Annotated in this window: 8 protein-coding genes; 2 read left to right on the top strand and 6 right to left on the bottom strand. The window is 35.7% G+C overall.

Translation table 11 applies throughout. From position 1 onward, the window contains the following. Positions 1-610 precede the first annotated feature (610 nt). The 3 genes from B0A81_RS18715 to B0A81_RS18705 form a co-directional block, all read right to left on the bottom strand. Positions 611-2,785, bottom strand: coding sequence for an alpha-N-acetylglucosaminidase (locus B0A81_RS18715; RefSeq protein ID WP_165768096.1), 2,175 nt, complete (start codon positions 2,783-2,785; stop codon positions 611-613). A gap of 113 nt (positions 2,786-2,898) precedes the next feature. Continuing rightward, positions 2,899-3,279, bottom strand: a complete 381-nt coding sequence (locus B0A81_RS18710; RefSeq protein WP_165768095.1) for a carboxypeptidase-like regulatory domain-containing protein — start codon at positions 3,277-3,279, stop codon at positions 2,899-2,901. 120 nt (positions 3,280-3,399) lie between these two features. Then, entirely contained in the window at positions 3,400-4,479 is a 1,080-nt protein-coding gene (locus B0A81_RS18705; protein ID WP_244281442.1) for a hypothetical protein, read from the bottom strand. A 616-nt stretch (positions 4,480-5,095) separates the two neighbouring features. On the opposite strand from B0A81_RS18705, the gene B0A81_RS18700 reads away from it, so the two are divergent. Further along, the gene (locus tag B0A81_RS18700; protein ID WP_165768094.1) at positions 5,096-8,335 is read left to right on the top strand and encodes a SusC/RagA family TonB-linked outer membrane protein; all 3,240 of its coding nucleotides are present in this window, start codon (positions 5,096-5,098) and stop codon (positions 8,333-8,335) included. Positions 8,336-8,344: 9 nt separating this feature from the next. Beyond that, positions 8,345-9,745 (top strand): RagB/SusD family nutrient uptake outer membrane protein, encoded by a 1,401-nt coding sequence (locus B0A81_RS18695; protein WP_089059414.1) that lies wholly within the window; start codon positions 8,345-8,347, stop codon positions 9,743-9,745. 146 nt (positions 9,746-9,891) lie between these two features. On the opposite strand, the gene B0A81_RS18690 is transcribed toward B0A81_RS18695, so the two are convergent. The 3 genes from B0A81_RS18690 to B0A81_RS18680 all read right to left on the bottom strand — a co-directional run bounded on the left by B0A81_RS18690 (position 9,892) and on the right by B0A81_RS18680 (position 21,962). Further along, complete coding sequence (locus tag B0A81_RS18690) at positions 9,892-10,857, bottom strand: PorP/SprF family type IX secretion system membrane protein (RefSeq protein ID WP_089059413.1); 966 nt, start codon at positions 10,855-10,857, stop codon at positions 9,892-9,894. Between the two features lie 39 nt (positions 10,858-10,896). After that, positions 10,897-19,803, bottom strand: coding sequence for a T9SS type B sorting domain-containing protein (locus B0A81_RS18685; protein ID WP_089059412.1), 8,907 nt, complete (start codon positions 19,801-19,803; stop codon positions 10,897-10,899). 1,058 nt (positions 19,804-20,861) lie between these two features. Next, on the bottom strand, positions 20,862-21,962 hold the full coding sequence (locus B0A81_RS18680; protein WP_089059411.1) for a tetratricopeptide repeat protein: 1,101 nt from the start codon (positions 21,960-21,962) through the stop codon (positions 20,862-20,864). Between the last annotated feature and the right edge of the window lie 59 nt (positions 21,963-22,021).

Genomic DNA, 22,021 nt, shown 5'->3' with positions numbered 1-22,021 from the left:
TGTCTGTGCTCATGATCAAACTTTTTAATACGCTGATACAATTTTTGATATTCATCACTGCCAAGATATTTAGTAATTTCTGTATTAAAACAAACATCTTTAGGGTAATATGAATAAACTACGTTTCTTAAAATTTCACTAACCATATTCATGTAAATAGCATTTTTAATTCACTAATATATAATTGGTATATTCAAATAAAATTTTCAATATTATAAAATACAATACTGTACAAGCACTAAGAACTTATTAAATTTGCCATAAGCCGATATTTGATAAATAATCTGTTTTTTAATCATGATTATTATTCACTCTATTTCAATTATATGAAAGGTTTGTCATTACAAAAATTCTAGATTAGCTGACAATTTTTATTGTTCAATAAATTACCAATATTAGAATAAATAAAATAAGAAAGACGAAAAATATTTTTTTACTACTTTTTTTTCTTAATGCTTTTCTTCTAGTAAAATTTTCCCGAACTAATTTTTCCACTTTAATGAAGTTAACTTGATTTGATAACATTTTCCATCAATTTTTTTAATTCTTTTTTTTACTTCACCAGCCATCTACTACCCATAAGCTCTGCTTAAATACGGAACCAAGCATTTTAATCTTTCCAAGCATTCTCTTTAATGAGCTTTTGTGCTTCTTTCAAAGGATTTTTAAATGGGGACTGAGGATTCTTATCACCGTTTTGGATCCAGTTTTCCTCCCATTTTTTTTGATCAAAAACATAATGTTTAATTATTGCATCATTATTACTTTTTAACCTTTCTAAATAATAAGAATAGATTAGGCCTCCCCACATTTTTGCTGCATAATCACCAACGCCCGGTCCCCAGCTAGTAATAATGCGCCTCGCATCTTGAGCATAGTATTTTTTTTCAATACTATTATCTCCGTAAGCTTCAGCAAAGCCTACCCAGCGATCTAACTTATTATTTGGATGCGAAAGTAACAGTCTATCTGTTCTTTTCAGAATCGAGTAAACTTTATTCAACCGATTCTCCTGATCTTTCCCTTTGAGAAGCAAGGCTTCTTTAACTTGGGCATCTGCTACCAAACTTAAATACTGAGCGGTTAATTCTATAGCATCATTTTTATACAAAATAGAATTTTTACATTGATCGTAGCAGGCTAAAAACTGCTCTACTCCATTAAAAAATTCGGAGTTTTTATTCACTGTTGATTTCATTTGATAATCAAATCTTGGATGATCAGTAAATGTTCCATAACATGACTGTAAAAAATTTTGATACGCTGAATTCATCGTCTCTGAATACGAACCATATCTATTTATGCAATAATTTTTAATCCATTGGTTCAAGTTTATTTTTTCATCGCGCCATCCTATATCAGAAAGCAATTCATAAATTAACTCATTATTCTCAATACCCTCAGGAGCAAATCCAAATCCAATCAGATTACCTTTATTCTTATAGTGCAAAGCTTCAATAGGAGCTTCAGCATAAGTTTGTAATACACCATTCCATGGTGTTTTACCTCCCATATTTGGAATAAAAGAATAAATCCATTTCTTATTAGAAAAACCCTTGAAATATTTCCATCCCGGCTCTATGTGCCACCAGTTTAAATTGTAGTCGTTTGCCAAATCAAGAAACAGCACCTTCTCATCAGGTGTTTTCTTTACCAAAGCATTTAAACGGTCAGGAGTCCAATCTTCATGCTGGTAACCAAACGTCCAACCCTGCATTGTCCAGATAGCGTCTTCATCTCCTTGATTAAAAGACTGATACACTACTTCCCCGTAGTCAGAAAGCTGCTGCTGAAAGGTTTCCTCTGAATCTTCTTTTTTTCGAGGTACCTGCATCTCATTAAAACTATCGGCTAAAAAAAATATTTCTTTTCCAAATTCTTCTTCCCATTCTTTTACAAATAGGGAACCTATTTGTATAAACAACTCAGCATTTTTTTTACTAGGCAATAAAATATTACAGCGGTTTTTCTCTGGAAAATTACTCACCCAGACAATAGGCGTAATCTCTGCCTCGGGATATACTTGTATGATTTCTTCAGGCACAAAACCTGAAAAAGATTGTATAATGGGTGTCATTTGCAAATGGCGCATTTTATTTAATACTTGATGTGTAAGCATTATTTGTTTGTCATACCAAGATGCAGGCGGAGGTCCATCCCATCCAGAAATATTTCCCATTCTATTCCAAGGCTGAAAAGCTGGTCCGGGAAAGAAATCTCTAATTGCCTCTTCCTTTACACCGATTTTTTTAAATACCCTATACATAATTGCTTCATATGAAGAATTTATAAGTACCATATCTAAACCGTGTAAAGCTATCCAATCCAATTCATTATCCCAGCGCTTCCAATCCCAATAAGGAGTAGAATAACCATGAGTTACGACATTCATGTAGTAATGATATTGATAAGGAGACTGAACTTTTTTCTCTGTAACAGCTTTCCACCTCAAAGGTTGAATATTAATATTTTTTCCACCCCAGGCAATCATTCCTTGCTCTGTTGTTTTTAAATAATCATAAAAAGCATGGCAAAGAGATACTGCCGAGTTTCCTCTGATATACAGCTGTCCATCAACTACTTTATAGGAATAGCTGCCCCTCGGATCTTGAATTTCATCTACTGTAAAAATTATTTTCTCAGCTATATCCGCATTGATGTAGCGAGCAATTATTGCTTTAGCCTGATAAGCTACATTTTCAGAGTAATTATTTTGAGCTGTAGCAAATGCACATGGCATAACAGAAAAACAAAGCAAAAACAGCAATTCAAATAAACCCTTCATCTTTTTATATTTAATTACCCGAAAAATTCTTCTTGTGCATAAAATATTTATCATTTTAGCTAATATTGAAATTTTAAATTTCTTTTAAAAAATAGCCGTTAACTGCAAACTGTTCATTTTAAACATCTTCGAAGCGTGACATTAATTATTTCATCGGATACTTTCACTGTTTTATTTTTAAAACCAGCGAAAGAAAACTCTAAATTCTCTTTTGGGTACACTGAAATGATGTAATCGCCATTTGAATCAGTGACAACTTTTCTTGCCCTTTCAATAAGAAGAACTGTAACGCCCCTTAAAGCTTTTCCTTCTCCATCTGTAACATGTCCTTTAATAACAATTACATCTGTGGATTGCTCTGATGTAAAAATCTCATCATACAGCAAATTGTTACCAGCACTAACAGGCATCGAAAAGAAACAAAGGATCAGCAATTTATATATAAAGCATCTTTTTTTATTTCTAATAAATCTGCTAACAAAATATTTTCTCATGGTTCTCATATCTATTACAAGTTCATCTTTTAAATCCCGTTAAACGCTATTTGTCTTATTAAAGAAATTCAAACAAGACTCTATCTATAAGAGATACTGTCACTTGTAAGCATTGAATAATCACCATTTTCCAGCTCCTTTAAATTTGACTAAAAATGGGTTTAAAGGTGTTATCTTAAAAACAGGTTTGCTGTAACTTTTTCTTAAGTAAGCGCTTTTCGTATAACTTTTAAGAATATCAGGATCTAAAAAAGGGAGATCCTCTATATATATTAGGTACTTATATAGATTTACCAGCATCGTCTGCTGACCTCCTCCATCTCCGCTATTGACTAAATTACTGGTATGCTGATATCCGCTATGATGCCCATACTCATGCGACCATACTGACATTTCACCTATCCAATGTCCCGTTACATAATATGATTCCCATTGTGATGCCAACGGACCTCCACCCCATGCATTTTCTCCCCCTACCATTGCCATGTATAGTTTTCTGCCATCAATGTAGTTTGCATAAACTGCCTCCATTTGTTCTTTAGTCAAATAATCATACGCCCCATTATTATCAGCCGCATTTCCATGCCAATTGAGAGCTCCTTCCAAAGGAAGTCCTTCAATGGCCATCTGCTCTCTTTTGTATCTATCAAAATTCATAAATGCTTCATAGTACAATGGATGGCTTAGTACGTAAGAAAAATTGATGATCATTGTTATGGCCTCTTTTGCTAAGACAGGATTCATTGGCAGATATGTATTAGGATTCGGATCACTTAAATGATATCTGTCACTAAACTGAACGAGTCGTGAAGATTTAATTTTCTTGAATTTTTGAAATAACGGATCCTCTGACTCAACTGAAAATTGAATACCATCAGAAGTGAAGCCTTCAATTTTTTCAATTGTAACTTTTTCCCCCGATTCTAGCTGGTATTTATTTGTCTTATCAGTTAATGGAATTTTATGAAAAGAACGATGGAAAGCAGGAATTTTAGAAAAACTGTAAATCAGGAATCTTTTGTCGTAACTAGGAAGTTTGGCGTAAACTTTCACATTTGAAAGACCAACTGGAGAATAAAGAGATAACTGTACAGAATCTTTTCCTCTCTGTAAAATCTGCAGCGGCTCATTTACACGGAACCAGCGGTCATTGTTATTATACATTTTTGAAGAACTTTCATCATCTTCAAACATTGTCATGGGGACATTACCTTTTGGCAGGTCTGAAGCATCAATTTCAAGGAGGCTACTATCCTGTTCCTTTAAATCGCTGTCACTGCAGCCACAAAATAACGCTGTGAAAATTGTAACAAATAAAAAATAAAAAAAAAATCTTTTCATAGGGCTATCGCTATTTTAAATATGGTTTATACTCAATCTTAAAATACATGATTCAAGTTCTCTTTGTATCAATAACTTCCTCAATATATCCAGTCATTTTCAATTACTATTCAAATATGATAACTATTGGCACAGAATGCTAACCAAAAGTAGTTAACGATATTTATTTGCCGATTAACGATAAAATCTACCGATTAACGTATTTTTTATAATTCTATTCTCTTTTTTCTTTTATTTAAAAAACAATTGCCGATACATCATAAACGCCAAAAAAAACAGCAGATAGAAGGGATTTTTTCTGCCATAGTCCAAAATATTTATGTTGATTATGAAAATAAACTTAAAGCCCCAATTAAGATATTTTTTGACATGCATTCTTATCATTTTTTTTTTCTGTAAGATGCACAGCGCAATTAAACATTCTCATTATTACCATGCTTCGACTGGAAAAATAAACGAAAGATTTTTCATTAAAATGATATTGGAAAATAGTTTCATAAGAGGTTTAACTTATCCCAATTTATCAGATTCTAATTTTAGAGTTCCTACAAAAACAGATTTTTTTCACCAAATTATACCTGATTCGATAATTATTCATGGAAAAATTACCAGCGTACAAGGAATTCCATTAGCTGGGACAAAAATATCAATTTACGGAACAAACAAAAGTGTTATAACAAATTCTGATGGCCATTATCAAATTAAATTTTGGGATAGGAATAGCAAGCTTTTAATCGAGCATTCAGGTTATGAAAGCCGTATTATAGCTATTAAAAAGAAAATTGCCATTAATATCAGTCTCCAAGAAGAGATTTTGGATTTAAAAGAAGTATTAATAACAGGATATCAAAACATTAGACCGGAAAAATCCACTGGATCATTTTCAAAATTAAATGGATCTGATATAACAGAGCAGCGATTAAGCAGTTTGAATGCCATATTAAACGGAAGGGTTGCAGGATATCAGAACGGACAAATCAGAGGGTCTGGATCTATAATGGCAGACGCTCCTCCATTGTACGTAATTGATGGGTTTCCTCTAATAAATCAAAGGTATAACGAGACCCTGTATCTTGTAAATGATGTGCCGAATTTGAATCTTGAAGATATTGAAAATATTACTATTTTAAAAGACGCCGCCGCCTCTTCGATATATGGAGCAAAAGCAGCAAATGGTGTGGTGGTAATCACAACTAAAAAAGCCAAAAGCAGAAGCACACAAATTTCATATACAAGCAATTTGACAGTTACCCCATATAAAATTTACACAGGCAATTTAACCAATTCAGCCGAAATTATAGATTTGGAGCGTGAATGGGCGTTGAGAAATCCAAATCTAAAAGGCTCCGGCGCGGCTGCTTATGCAACTTCGCTTCTTGAAAATGCAGTTTTCACAAACAATGGCAGAGAAATTATACTAGAGGGTTTCGCTGGCCGAATTTCTGAAACAGAAGTAAATAAGCAATTAAACCAGCTGAGTTCCCAAAACTACAAATATTATGATGACATAAGCCGATATGCAAAACGTGATGAATATTTTATACAGCATAATTTAAGTTTGGGAACAGCAAATGAAACAAACAGTTTCAATGGTTCTTTAACCTACAAATCTAATATTTATGATAATATTTTCAGTGACGACCAATCAATTGGAATAAATTTAAAAAATTCAGTACAAATAAACAGATGGCTTTCGTTAGATCTGGGCACATACAACAGTTATTTCAGAAGCAGCTCCCAAACCTACAGTTTATTTAATCCTGGTTTTACTTACCAGCCATATGACCATTTAGTTAATGATGACGGCACTAAATATATATCATATGCCGAATCCCGCTACGATGCTGCTTGGATTGAAACCATAAAGGATTATGGTCTTCCACAATTGGATATAATACCTTTAGACGAACTTGGAATGAACTTAATTGAAGGCAAAAAATTTCTGACCAGAACTCATGCAAAATTCAATATTAAATTTAACAGTGCATTTAATTACAGCGTCATGTTTCAATATGAATATAGTCAGGATAACAGCAGGCAGTTGCTAGATAGTGATTCTTACGATGTGAGGGAGCTTCTAAATAGAAATACAATTATTTTTCCTTCTAATGAAATTCTTTACAATATTCCTAAAGGAGATATTTTAGCAAGTGACAACCAAGTATCTAATGCTTACAATTTCCGCCAGCAGATTAATTACAACAAAACATTTAATAAACTAAATGCATTAAGCTTTATTGCTGGAATGGAAATAAATCATAATAAACTGCAATATAACAGTAGTAAACTTTACGGGTGGGATAGTGAAACATTAACCTCTGCACCTGTTAACCAGACAGAATTAGGGAGCAGCACCCTGCCAAAAATACGCGAATTTTTAAACCGCATGGTTTCTTTATATAGTACTGGAAACTACTCCTTTAATGATAGATATTTATTAAGCGGAAGCTTACGATGGGACCGATCTAATCTTTGGGGAGAAGACGAAAGAAAAAAACACGCTCCCAGCTGGTCAGTAGGAGCAGGATGGAATATAGACAAAGAATCATTTTTTAATTTCTCTTTTATAAATGCGATGAAAATACGGGGCTCTTACGGCACGGCGGGGAATCCTGTAGAAGGCGCTTCATCTTATATGTCAGCATCATATTCTTCTAATCCAAATATTGGAGGACTTCAGGGAATGTTAACCAACAGACCAAATCCTGGTTTATCAGCGGAAATTACATCAACAATAAACTTAGGCCTTGATTTTTCAATTCTAAAAAACAGAATCAGAGGCACATTAGAAATGTATAATAAAATTGCAGAAAAATTATTAACCAATAGCACAGGAGTTCCTACCGAAGGCTGGGGAAATTCATATGTCTGGTTTAACAATGGCAAAATGACAAATAAAGGTATTGAACTAACCTTAGATGGTACAATTTTAAAAAATAATACTTTTAGCTGGGATGTAAAAATCCTATATGCATACAATAAAAACAAGGTAAAATATGTTAACAGTGAGTCACCATTGGCTTTTATTCAAATTCAAAATCCTCAATCCTTTCCACGTATTGGAAAAGATCTCAATTCAATTTACGCTTACAGATGGGCAGGTCTAAGCAATACAGGGATTCCTCAGGTGTATGACAGCTCTGGAAATGTAGTTACAAGTGCACCTGACGATCTGCTCTCTGTAGAAAATTACGGAACGACAGTACCACCTCACAGCGGTTCATTTCACATGCAGTTAAATTATAAAAACTTTTCACTTTCTAGCCTTTTCATTTTTGAATCAGGGCATAGAATAAAAAATTACATGATTCCTATGCTGACCTCCACAAATTCACCAAACATAGATTATACTATTACGAAAATATCTCCTATAAATAAAGACATTGTAAACAGATGGAAACAGCCTGGGGACGAATTTAAAACAAATGTGCCAAGAGTGATTTATGAGTACGAATCTGAAGACAGCTTTGCATCACGCAATCTCTACCAAAATTCCAACATTAATATATTTGATGCTTCAAATTTAAAATTAAGCAATGTCTCCCTGACATATCAGATTCCGAAAACACTGGCAAAAAAAGCTAAGTTAGAGAATATGAAGCTAAATTTAAACATAGAAAATGTTTTTACAGTAGCCAAAAACAGTCAGGTCAAATATCTTTTGAATGGTTTTCAATCTCCAAGTATAGTTTTAGGGATAAACTTAAATATATAATTTTTAAAAATGAAGTATATATCTATAATTTGTGTACTATTATCAGGATACCTTATTGTCTCTTGCGAAGAATATTTGAATGATGTGCCTAAAGGAACTAAAACTCCGACTACCTTAGCAGATTTTGAAGCTTTTATACGTGACGAAAACAGAAATCAGACTGTAAATATTCCACAGGCACTAAACTTATTGAATGATAAAAACAACAGCCTTATAACTTTGTCTTACAGTCCATTAGAAAAAGCAAACTATATGTGGGACGAAACTGCGGATCGCATTGGCTTAGAGAATTCAACTACAAATACTTATTACACCTCTTATGCTGGCATTTCAAGTTTTAATATAATTATTGAAAATGTACTTAATGCTACAGAATCAACAGAAGAACAGAGAAAAATGGTATGGGCACAAGCAAAAGTACTTCGCTCAATGTCATATTATTGTCTGGTAAACTATTATGCTGATACTTATCAAATTTATACTGCATCTTTGAAGTTAGCAGTACCGCTGATTACAAGTGCTAAGGTAAATGCCCCAAGCAGACAGGTATCAATCCAAGAAATGTATGATTTCATTTTAAACGACATTACTGAGGCTGTGCCTTATCTCCCTAAAGTTTCCCAGACTCCGCTGCATCCAAATCTTGGTACGGCCTATGCATTCTATTCTAGAATTTATCTGCAGATGAACAATTATCCGAAAGCTTTAAAATATGCCGATTTAGCATTAGAAGAAAATAATAAACTCTACGATTGGATCACATTCTATGAAAGCTATAAAGAAATCATTGATAAACCGAGTTCATATATAAAAAATCCTTCACCAATGGGATATTATTACAATGAAAATTATAATTTCCGACATGGCACTAATTCTGTTGACCTCACAGAATATGAAATACCTTGCGAACGAGCCAAAAAATTCGAAAATGGAGATGCCCGTTTTCTGGCCAGATGGAAACAAAGAACTGTCGCTGGAGAAACATATTACGCCAGTATACTGTCTGGAATGTTTAATTATGGAGGCATCACTACAACTGAAGTCTATTTAGTAAAAGCAGAATGTCTGGCCAGAACAAATCAGATCGACTCAGCTCTTGGTATTTTAAACAAAATCCGCAAAACACGCATTTTGCCGTCTTATTATAAAGATTTTGCCACATCTGATAGAACAGCCGCAGTTAAAGCTATAATAAAACTTAAAAATAACGAATTAATTTTGACACTTATTCCTTTTGCAGATGCCAGACGTCTTAATGCGGAGGGAATTTACAAAAACACTTTAACAAAAATTGTAGATGGGCAAACATATACACTCACTTCAAATTCTCATTTATGGACGATGCCTTTTCCTTTTACCGCAGTTCAAAATCCAGGAAATGGCACTTTAACGCAAAATGTAGAAAAATAAAATTATATCGAATCACTGGTACTATTGACAGTGTTGATACTATTAAAAATTATTTATGAAATAAAATCGATATTTCTTCATTCAATTATTCTATAACTCATAATTGCAAATAGATTTCCATAATGACCAAGCTCTCAATCAAATGGTCAATCATGAACCGGACCTTGTGTGCAGGGGCAATTGCTTATTGATTCTAAAAAGTCTAAACCAATCGTGATAGAGTGCGTGCCAGTATTATAACTCCCAAGCTGATTAAAAGATATCTGATACGCATATCCTAAATAGAATTTAGATTTCATGAAGCCCGCCATTGGTCCTATAGACAAAGGCCTAGCTGACTGGTCATTCAGCATTCTGTACGAAATTCCCACCCAGTAATATTCATCATAGCGATTGTAGCGTCTAAACTTTAAATTTAAATCAGTTGTCGAACGCTTATCTCCAGCAAAATACTGAAAATATACCGAAGGTTCATATTCAATGCGGCTATTGTATCTGTCTTTGATTACATAGCCTGAATAGAGCTGATAGTTTGATAATAATTCAGGTTCTGTTTTTCTATATTGATTGCTGTTTTTTTTCAGTATATTATTTACGCTGATACTAAGATAAAATTTATTGAAACGATAAAGCAGGCCCAAGTCAAAATTGTTGTTTGCCGTATAACGATCCGTTACAACAGCATCCAATACAGGCTGTTCATTTGTAAGATTGAATTTCCCACTTTCAATCCGAAAATTATTGTGGCTGTAAGAAAGCCCAAATGATAAATACTGTTTGGAATAGTAATCTAGTATTAAATGATGTGCGAAAGAAATTTTTGCCCCCGTCTGACGCGTAAACCCATTTCTATCATTGTACATGCTTACACCCACGCCAGATCTGTCTAATATTCTAAAATCAGCATAGAGTGATTGATTAGTTGGAGAATCCTTTAATCCTACCCATTGCGCAAGACCATTTGCCCTAATCCTCAGGTTATCTCCAATACCAGCATATGTGGGTGAAATAACAAACGAATTATCAGATAAATATTGCGTAAATACAGGCAGATTTAATTCTTGGCTGTTAACTGATGCCGCAGCCAAGAATAATAGTAAAAATAATTTCATTTTTTTTAAAATTTAACAGCCTAAAGTCTGCTTTATCTGCTACCTAAAAAGAGTAACATGACCACTAAACTTTCTCCTGTCTTTTTCATCATTCAGTTTAAGAACATACCAATAGTCACCCGAAGGCATTTCAGCTCCTTTATATTTGCCATCCCATTTCTGTCCGTAATGATAATTACCTATTAAGCGGCCATATCTGTCAAATATTGAAAATTCAAGTTTATTATAAATATCAGTGCATCCCGGTCCCCAGGTATCATAGACACCATCACCATTCGGAGTGAAATAATTAGAAATGCATACATCAACGTATACCCCATGAACAGTTATAGTCTTGGTACATCCATTCCTATCTCTAACGGTTACATCATAATTTCCAGACTCATAAATCTTGAAACTACTTGAAGAGGTAAAAGGCCTGCCATTGACACTGAATTCATATTCAGGAATTCCCCCATCAGCTCGCACAGAAATTACATTCATTTCATCCTGCTCAGACAGCGCAACTGTCAGAGGATTATAAGGCCTAATTTCAAAACCTTTACTTTTTGCAGTGCAGCCATTTGTATGTCTCGCAATCAAGTAATGACTTCCTGGAGCCAAATTGGTAAAAATATTATTTGACTGCCAAGGCCCTTGATCACTGTCAAGCGAATAGTCAACTTCAAGAGTATCTGTATTGCTACTGTCAACTGTAACTGTTACGATACTGTACTGCCTATTATCTACACATTCATACTGAATTTCAATGGCAGGATTAAGGACTGCCGGTTCTGGCATTATAACTTCTCTTTCACTGGTACACCCCTTATTGTCCTTTATGTAAACAGTATGTTTCCCTCCTGTCTGATTCAGGTAGTCTTTGACAAATCCATTTACAGGAAAATATGGCCCTTTTTCATTATCAAGACTTTCAAAATATGGAGCTGTTCCTCCATTTATTTCGATAAAAAATGCACCATTTTTATCACCTTTGCATATTTCAGGCAATTTTGAATTTGGAATCTCAGAAACAGTTAAAAATGCTGGTTCTTCTATTTTAATATCCCTGTATATGTTGCTGCATCCAACTATATCTACCGCAATCACGGTATAGGTTCCTTTAGGCAGCCTTTCAAATTTTCCGCTTTCAACAAACATATCTAAATTGGGAGAAATCGCATATTTAATGCGGCCGGTACCTCCTTGAGCCACAAGATCTATTATTCCGTCATTTCCTCCAAAACAGCTTACAGAAGATATAGAGTAAGCAGAGGTCAATGCTGCCTCAGGTTCCGTTATCTTTACTGCCACAGAATTTATCTGGCAGTCACCGCTTCTTACAAGAACCGTATAAGGGCTTTCTTCTCCGGATAGAGAATCAAACAGACCATTTGTCTGTGCCGTTCGTATTTCAGCTCCATTTCTGTCTAATAAAGAATACCTGTAATCACCCATCCCGCCTTTTGACTCAGCAATAATCATTGCGCCAGCTTCACCCTTGCAATTAACTTTTGCGTATTTTAAATCTAATTCAACTGATAATGGCACTAAAGGATCGATCAGGAGAGCTCCCGATTTTTCACTGATACATCCTAAGCTGTCTTTTACCCAGTATTGGTGCAGCCCTGGTTTTGCGCTAAATGTAATTGAGGAATTAAAACTTGTTCCATAATTCGTTCCATCTTCACTGTAAACATATGGCGACTTGCCTCCGCTGGCCGTTAATGTAAAGGTTGCATCAGACGCGCAGGTAATCTCAGTATTTTGGGATAATTCCACTTGAAGTTTTACAGGATTTGAAATTGTTATTATATCAGATACTTTTTCACAGCTAAATCCATCAGTCACTATCACGCTGTAATTTCCAGAGAAGAGACCTTTAAATTCATTAGAGGACTGCGGACCTATTGAAATTACATCTCCTGCCGGCAAAGTATAATTTAAGGTGTACGCGTAATGTGATCCAATTCCTCCACTTGTGTTGGAAATCAAAATAATTGCGCTGTCATCACCATAACAAGACAGCACTGGCGGGACTGCAGCTGCCGTAAATTTTATAGGTTCAGGAAATAATAAGTCAACTGCTGCTGTAGCAATGCATCCCTTGCTGTCTTTAATATTTACGATATAATGTCCCGGCGTTAAATTATCAAAATGATATACATCAGAATATATATGTGCTATCGGACCGATCAATTCATATTGATAGGCTCTATCTGTCCAGCCTCCTTTTGCTGTTGCCGTAATAGTGCCATCATTATAACCAGATTTACAGCTAACTGCCGTATACTGCAGCTCAATATCTAATTTAGATAGCGGCTGTACAATATGAAAACCAGTCCTAACTTCACATTTAGAACCACTTTTCAATTTTGCTGTAACTGTATATTCTCCTGCCATTAACCCGGTTATCTTAACAGGTCCTGAATTATCTGAACTTCCATATATAGCAGGCATTGGGCCAGTAATAATATAATCATAAATCCAAGAGTCATTGGTTGGAACAGGCTTTGTATCAGCTAAGATCAATTCGATGCTTCCGGCATTTTCTCCGTAACAAATTTCAGCGTTAGCCGATTGAACCTGAATCTCAAATGTATTGGGGGCGAATACATGGTAATATTCAGCAATTGAACATCCTGTGCCCGTATCTTCAGCTGTTATTAAATAATCACCTATTCCCAGCCCAGAGAACTCGCCAGTTGAATTAGTCTGCGGATCTGCAACTGTATTTTCTATACCTGTCAGATGATACTGTAAGCTGCTGGCTGTACCTTTGATGTTCACAACCGCTTTAACCGATTCTAAGTTTTCACAAGTGATAGGGAAAATTCTATTGATTTTCAGGCTCTCCATAATAGTAAACGGCTCAACTGCAACAGCTTCTGAAGTACCCATACAATTATTTTTATCGTATACATTTATTGTATAACTTCCCCCTTTATAATCGTATTCGGTGTGTGTATTTGAAGAACCATTTTGAACTTCAATACCATCTCTAAAAAACTGATAGGCCACATAGTTACCTGGACCCGCCCCGCCTTTCACATTATCTGCGGTTATCCTAGCATAAGTAAATCCATTATTATTCGCTTTGCAGCTATACTTAGTTATTGTGGGTTTTATCTCAATCTGATCAGGTTCGGCAATATCAATAATCTTTTTGACTTTACAGCCTCGTCCAGATTTTACCTCAATGGTATAGCTCCCAGCTGGCAGATCTGTAAACTCTGAAGATGACTGATCTGATACCGAAGCAATTAATCCACCTGAGATGCTGTAGGTATAAGGAGGATTATTATTATCATTAGAAAGCCTTACGCTGATACTTCCATCTTGTGCTCCTTTACAGGTGGCTTTAGCGCCTTGGGCCTCGAATTTAACCGGACTTGCTGGTGATAGGCTCACCTCTGCAATGGCAGTGCAATGATTTTGAATATCTGTCATTGTGATCGTATAATTATCTGCAATCAATCCTGTAATTTTATTACCCTTAACTATAATTCCAGGATGCATTGGACTAATAGAGTAATTATAGGAACTGCTGCCTCCTGAAGGTGCTAATAAAATCTCTCCATTATTAACTTCGCATCCAGGAAGAACACTTACAGAAGCAATCACTTTTATAGGAGAATCAATTTTAATAGATTTCGTATCTGTGCATTCATTAGCATCTTTAAGCGTAATTGTATGATTCCCTGAAGACAAACCTGTTATATTATAAGGCAGAGCCTTTATGGGAGTAAAAACTCCATTATCCATTTTCAGAGAATACGGCCCTTTTCCGGCTGATGTTTCTATTACTCGAATTGCAAATTCATTTTGACTGGCACACTTATCCACTATTGAAAGAGCTATAGCTGGGCTTGAATCTGTGGCTGTAGTGTGGCTTAAAGCAAATATGCATCCGTTTGCGTCTTTCACCAATATATTCCAATTTGTTTCTGGTTTTCCCAATTCTAATACATTGCTATTATCAAACAAAGAAGGAATTGCCGGACTAACAGCCGTCGCATAAAGATAAGGCCCGGTACCTCCGCTGGCTTTTAGAGTGATTAAAGCCCCCATATGGCAATTCGCATTATTTATGCTTGTTATTTGAGCACTAAGTGGCAACGTAGGCTGTGTGATTTTAAATATTTGAGAAATAGAGCACGATGTGCCATCCGTCTCTTTTATATATAAGGAATAATTTCCTGGTTTCAAACCTTTAATAGTTCCAGTGAAAGAATTTCCTGTTAACCCATATACTGAGCCACTTAAAGAGGGTGAGACTTCCTTATTGGTTAAATTATCCCTAATTTCATACTGAAGTTCTGAAGCACTGTACTGAGATACCGTAAAAGTAACCTCACCATTTGCTGCTCCGTAGCAAGTCACCTGTTTTGTTACAATTGAATCAATAATAAGATTTGAAATACTTGGCGTTTTAACCTCCAGATAAGAGGGGCATCCATTTGAATCTAATACCTCAAATACATAGGTCATATTTTGCTCTAGTTTATCAAAAGTATAAACAGCTGAAGTGATAGAGCCTGATGTCCTGCTAGTTCCCAATATATTATATGTGAAATCCGGTCCTGTACCTCCAGTTACTTTTAATGCAACTGAAATTCCTTCAACACAGGTATTCCCTATAATTGTGCCCGAAAGATCTAAATACGGTGGCGGTTCAATTCTTAATTTGCTGCTTTTAAATTCGCAGCCATTTATATCTACTGCTGTCATAAAATAATCACCAAATGAAAGATTTGGAAAATTGTGCATCACTGCTGCATCCCCAGCTGTAGTGGCAGTGTAGGAATCTATCACATTCATAGCATTGTCATACAGATAATAAATATAGGGAGCCTTTCCTCCGCCGCTGACCCTTACATCAAAACTTCCAGGTTTTAGAGGTCCGCATGCTATTCCATTAGTATGAATATCTAATGTGACCGCAGAAGGATTTGCCAAAACTGCATTCCCCTCTGCTATACAGCCATTAGAATCTTTTACCGCATAATTATATGTTCCAGCAGATAATCCTCCAAATTTATAGGAATCCTGAAACGTCTGTCCACTATCTATACTGTACCTAAAAGGCCCTGTTCCTGTAATTGCAGTAAATAAAATTGTACCATCTGAATTGCCGTTACATACCGGATCTGTCGATATGTAGGTAACTGTAACAATTTCAGGGTCTTTTACCGCTAATGCTTCCGTTTCTTCTGTACATCCTTTTGAATCGGTAATCTCAAATGTATAGCTCCCCGAAGCAGCCGGCGAATATTCAAAAGTTTTTCCTTCAAATAAAACTGGCGGCCCATTAAATGTCCCTCCATTACTTTTTACTCTGTAGCCGAATGGTTCAGTGCCTCCTTTTACTGATACTTCAATCCGTGCAGCATTCTGCGGAAAAGCACCGCATGTAATATCCTTTGTTAAAACTGATTTAGCGCTTATCTGATCATCAATTATAATATTAAAACTAGACTTACAGCCATTAGCATCCATAACAATGAAATCATATGTCCCTCCGGCAGGTGCCGTGAAAGTAAATTCCCGATCCGAAAAAGATGGTCTGAAAGCATCATACACAATGCCTCCATCCTGGCTTACGCTATACGTGAATGGCTCTTTTCCTCCTGAAATAGCTATTGTAATTGCGGTGCCATTGCTACCATCAAAACATATTTTTTTTGTTTCATCAATTGTAAGCTGAGCCACATCGCTCTGTGCAACAACTAAATTTAGTTGCTGGCTGTTATTGCTGCAAGAGTTTTTATCCATACCTATAACCACATAGTTTCCGGGAGGAATTTTCTTTAATATGCCTCCTGCATTGCCATCGCTAAGGAATGGAGTCTCCTTACCTGCAGAATCTTTTAATACAAATGAATAAGGAGCAGTCCCTCCAGTAGCTCTCGCTGTAACTGATGCACCATCTGAACAGGTAGCCACTGTTGCGGCGGCCTCGACCAAAAATGTCTCGACCGAAGTCACAACTGCTGGAATGTCAAAATCACAGTCAGGAGATTTATCATTGTATCTAACTTTAACACTGTAAGGATTAGCCTTAAGTCCGCTAACTAAAACAGGTGATACTGCCGAAGATATCCATGGCTGTCCATCAATAGAATATTGGAATGTATCTGAAAAGTTTTCTGCGTAAATACTCAATGCACCGCTACTCTCTCCTACGCATTTTACAGGACTGCTATTCTCAACCCTAGCATTAAATACCTTATTAGAATTTACTTTGATTTTAAATAAGGACTGTGCACCGCATGTTTTGGGGATCTGAAACACTTTAATATCATCTATGGCTACATCGTTCCCATTTGCTTTTCTGACATTGGAGCGAATAATTAATCGTAAAGAATTATTATTACCCGGATTCAGTGCTATAGGGGTTTCCGGAAAATGCTTCCAATCCGTATCAGAAACTGACCTGGCAATGGGACCGGTAGCGAACCATGAAATTTCTTCCCCATTTGCATCAACTAACGCTATTCTTAAATTCGGATCCTCATTACCAGCCCCCGGCATCATTAAATTCATAGCATAAAAATCAAAATTAATGGGCTGATTTGGAATCACATCATTAATCTGCTTTTCATAAAGAACTGTCGTTTCAGGTATCTGACTGCCAATATTTACAGCCAGAAACCTCCCTTTAGGGTCTGTCCCATTGCTGGTATGGTCTTTGGGATACCTCCAGCCCCACGTAGAAGTGATTGCCTTATTGATGGAACTGGTAACGGAATAATCCCCGTCGTTTATTGCATAGCTTCCATTACAGTAAGTCTCAGGCTGTCCTGGCAGCTGTCTTTCGAAACAGTAATAAAAACTGTTAATCCCGGGTGATGTTGTATTTTCTCCGCTTCCAAAACTTTCATCCAATAAATTACTGTAAGTGCTTACCGTTAAGACGCTATAATCTACCGTGATATAATGGTCCCCTGGAGAGACATTTAAAAACATATTAGGATCAGCTGTATTTGGATTTGGATTTCCATCCAGATACAATTTATAAGCATACTTCGGATTCCCTAAACCGTCATTAATTCTTACAGAGCTATTTGCTGTACCGTCACAGTTGTAAACGGGTTCATCCATGGTGATAACCGGGGGGGCTGGCTTTGGGTCTAATTTTAGTCCTGCCATTTCATAAACACATCCAGCCGCATCTTTTATAAATACAGAATAAGGCCCTCCTGGCTTAATGTAGCCTTCGTTCTTGGTAATCCAGCTCTTCTGGTTATCGAAACTGTAAAGGTACAAATTTGGAGCTGGAAATGGGGTTCCTCCCTGCGGATTGGTAATTCTTGCAATTCCCTGGCCAGCATCTGAATCAGGTCCGCATCCAGAAAGAGAACCTATACCAGCAGATGCAGTCAAAGGTGTCGTTGCTCCGATATTTATAATATGCGGATTATCAGAACAGCTGCTTCCGTTATTCACCCCAGTCTTTGTATATCTCACCACAATGGCATACTGTCCATTTGTTAAATTGCTGAAAATGACACCCCCACCATTTCCATTTATAAAATTAACACCATTATCTTTACTGTATTCTAGGTTAAAACCATTATCTTTAGTTAACTTTACTTCTATGCTGCTATTCTCTCCGCATTTTCCATTAATTGACGTTATAGTATATTCAGGTTTTGTTACAGCTGGAATTGAAATTTTCTTGTCAATGATACATCCGTTAACATCTTCAACCCTCATTATATAAGTCCCTCCGTTCTTAACGGTTACGATGCCATTAGATATAACCTGAAAACCGGCATCATCTGCATTAACAGAGTATCTGTAAGGCGCTGTGCCTCCGGTAGCGGCTCCCTTAATTAAACCATTAGCACATACAGTAAGCGCCTGGGTAATATACGAATTATTAACAATCTTAGCTAAAGAATTAATCTTGATGCTCTGCTCATCTGTGGCACATGTTCCATCCACAGAGGACACAACACGATAGGATCCCGCATCTAAACCTGTAAACTCAAACTCTGAAAGTGAAACTGGCCCTACAGTACTTAATGGAGCAGTGTTTTGACCTTTATAGATTGCATATTTGAGCTGTCTGTTAACTGCATTTGCGGTAACTTTAATAATACCCTTTTCACCAGAACATAAGGGTTGTGCAGCGGTTAATGCCGAGGTGAAATTAACTGACCTTACCACGATATTTTTAACGTTGAAAATACAGCCTCCGTCAACTCCTTTTAATCTTATAAAAATATTATAAGAACCAGGATTTATAATAGAAAACATATTACTGTCCTGCCATTCGTTTGGCACAGGATTCGTGGTACAGCTGTATTCATATCCGCTGCCTAATCCACCTGCAATTATTTGTCCGGGTATTGTACAGCTGTTAATGCCATTAATTATATCACTTTTAGTAATTCCATTTGGATCGAGTTCATTTTTATAAACATTAAAATAAAAAACAGATTCTGTATTGTTCTTATTTCTAATTTTTATTCTAAATTCACCGCTGCTGCTAGCTGCATAATCTGCACCTTCCCCAACATCTGCCCAAGTGCAGTTTGAGTCTTTATTTGGACAGTTTCCCCTGGTGAAAGATGCGCAGCCGCCAGTTCTTCTCTGCCAAGTTATAAAAACTGCATCTGTTATGCCTGTCTGTATTAACCTGCTGTCATTTAAACCGCAAAGAAATAATTTTGGAAGCATACTGCCATCATTCGGGCAGCGTGAAACCACCCCGACATAGGGGCTTTGTGCATATTTTATTACCGGATTTACAATTTCGGAAGCATCTTGCCTTACAGAAATATTTTTACTGTGGGCTCCAAACTGGCTTTTAAACTGATAGCTTGGCGTAAAAAAAACAGCATCGAATTCTTTCGCACCTTTCAAGCCATAAGCTACTAGATTTTGCGAGTATATCGTAAAATACTGAAATGAAATTAAGGACAGTAATAGTATTCTCAGAATAGAAGTTTTTTTCATAAATCGTTATTTCTTTATTTTAGAAAACTTTCCTTGGGAGGAAAACTGAATTTTTAAGCTTTAACCAGACAGCTAAAACTTCATCATTTAGCTGCAGCATCGTTTAGACCATGAAGCTGGCACCATTTAGAAAACACACCGCCTGAAGATCTATCATCCTTTTTTTTATTATAGCTTTTAGATGCTAGTCCTCTGTCTATTAAAGAATTTAGTGTACTATTTCCAGCAATACATAATCTATCACACCGTAAATATCAAAAAATGATAATCTACACGATAGCTATAAGTAGTTAACGGTCATAAAAGAAGAAAAACAAGTGCGTTTTACAGATTATCGTATATTCATGAATTTTTGAAAATCAGAATAAATTCATAGTTTATTTTTTAGACAGTATCAATATCCATACCTGCTGCAATTGGTAAATCTTCACCTATATACATTTAAATTCGCAAGTAGGCTAACGGCTAAATGCAGAACATAATGTGAATTTAGAAAGAACAGAAGCTTAATCTCACTTCGAGTAAAGATGCTGTAACACTGCTGATCATTTTCCCAAAGAATCAACGCAAAAAATTACGTCTCCAATACTGGGCAGATTATTTTAACATTCTGGCCTTATACCACATTAGACAGTCCCTCTCTGTCAATAGCCGCAATTCCATGCTGATAAAGACTCTGGCTGCCAGGCTGGGACTGTCTAACGACTTTATTCTGATTGATTGTTAGAATACTGCGATTTTCAATTCTAGAGGTATTTCCTTAGTTTATTCTAATCTCAAGTAAGTGTTTAAAAAAAAAGGGCATGCATTATTCGTAAATACCACTTTGAAGTCCAATAATATTTTTCTGCAGATTAAAAAGCGCCTCAATATTGTATATCAACAAGTGCGAAAGCGCTATATGCCTTATTCATTAAAAATTATTGTTTACTAATTCAAATATTCTCAAATGAACGATGAAAAATGTAAGGCGTTTAAATTCTATATGAAATTACATGCATGGACTTCGAATAAAATATTGAAAGTAAGATTTAGCAGCTGACTATATTATAAAATGCCTACGGATTAAACTCGGAAGTGTCAGTTAAACTAATTTTTTCGCCTAGATTACTAAAAATCCTTTCAGCCTCTGCAGAGGAACTAAGCCTTGCTTCACTTTCAAGCTGGTATACAGGATTAATTTCTAATACCCTTTTGTAATATATTTTAGCATCTTTCTTTTTATTAAGCCTTTCGCTGATAACCCCCAGATAAAAATACAGATCCGCATCATCCGGATTTTTTACCAAGCGTGCAAGCAAAATTTTATCAAATGTCTGGTAATCTTTTGTTTCGAGATAAAGCAGAAATTCAGCCAAATCAAACATCGGATTTTGAGGTTCACGAATTTTATATTCCATTATAGCTCTTTTAGCATTCTCGGCATTACCCAATAAAAGATTTAAGAGTATAATGTTATTTAATATATTCTCTTTCTTAGGCTCACTCATTTCAGCGTAAGATCTTTTGTGGGTTCCCGCTGTTAATGCCTTATCCCTTTCAGATCTGGAAAGAAATTCATCATCCTTTCCGCTAGTGTTATTAACCGCGTAATAAAAAAATATTTTTCCCGAATAATTCTTTTTTTTTAATTCTGTAAAATAATTCAGCGCGTTAGAATATTTTTTCATCAGCATATTACAGTATGCGGCATAGTACAGATAACACATCTGATTTTTATCGAATTGGTACAAATCCAAAAAAATATTACCGCTTTCTTGATATTTTTCTTCTTTAAAATTAACTGCAGCCTGATTGGCCAATTTGCGTTTTATTCCATATAAAGCTTCTTTAGCTACTTCAGAATATTTGAAGAGTTTCGTGGAATTTTCTGTGACTAGCAAGTCATTGAATGCCTGTACTGCAGTGCTAAGACCTTTTTTATCATTGCTTTTCTCGGTCTGCATTAGATTACAGATGCCTGTAATGTAATAATAGTCCGATTTTTCTTCATCGGTTGCATTTAAAATCTTATACTCCAATCCAGAAATTGAAGTCAGTGCACGCTGTGGATATCCTTCCTTTAATTCTCTTAAAGCTGACCTTATTTCTTGTTTTTGTGCATTAGCACCAGTAAATAGCAGCAATATTAAAAGCTGCTTTAAATTACGCCATCTCATACTTTATCTTTTTTTATTTTCAAAAAAAACATCAATTGTTTTTTTACATAGTGTTCCCA

This window comes from Flavobacterium plurextorum (genome assembly GCF_002217395.1).
Taxonomy (GTDB): domain Bacteria; phylum Bacteroidota; class Bacteroidia; order Flavobacteriales; family Flavobacteriaceae; genus Flavobacterium; species Flavobacterium plurextorum.
The sequence above is the reverse complement of the archived record's forward strand: the minus strand, read 5'-3'. Positions and strand labels throughout refer to the sequence as shown.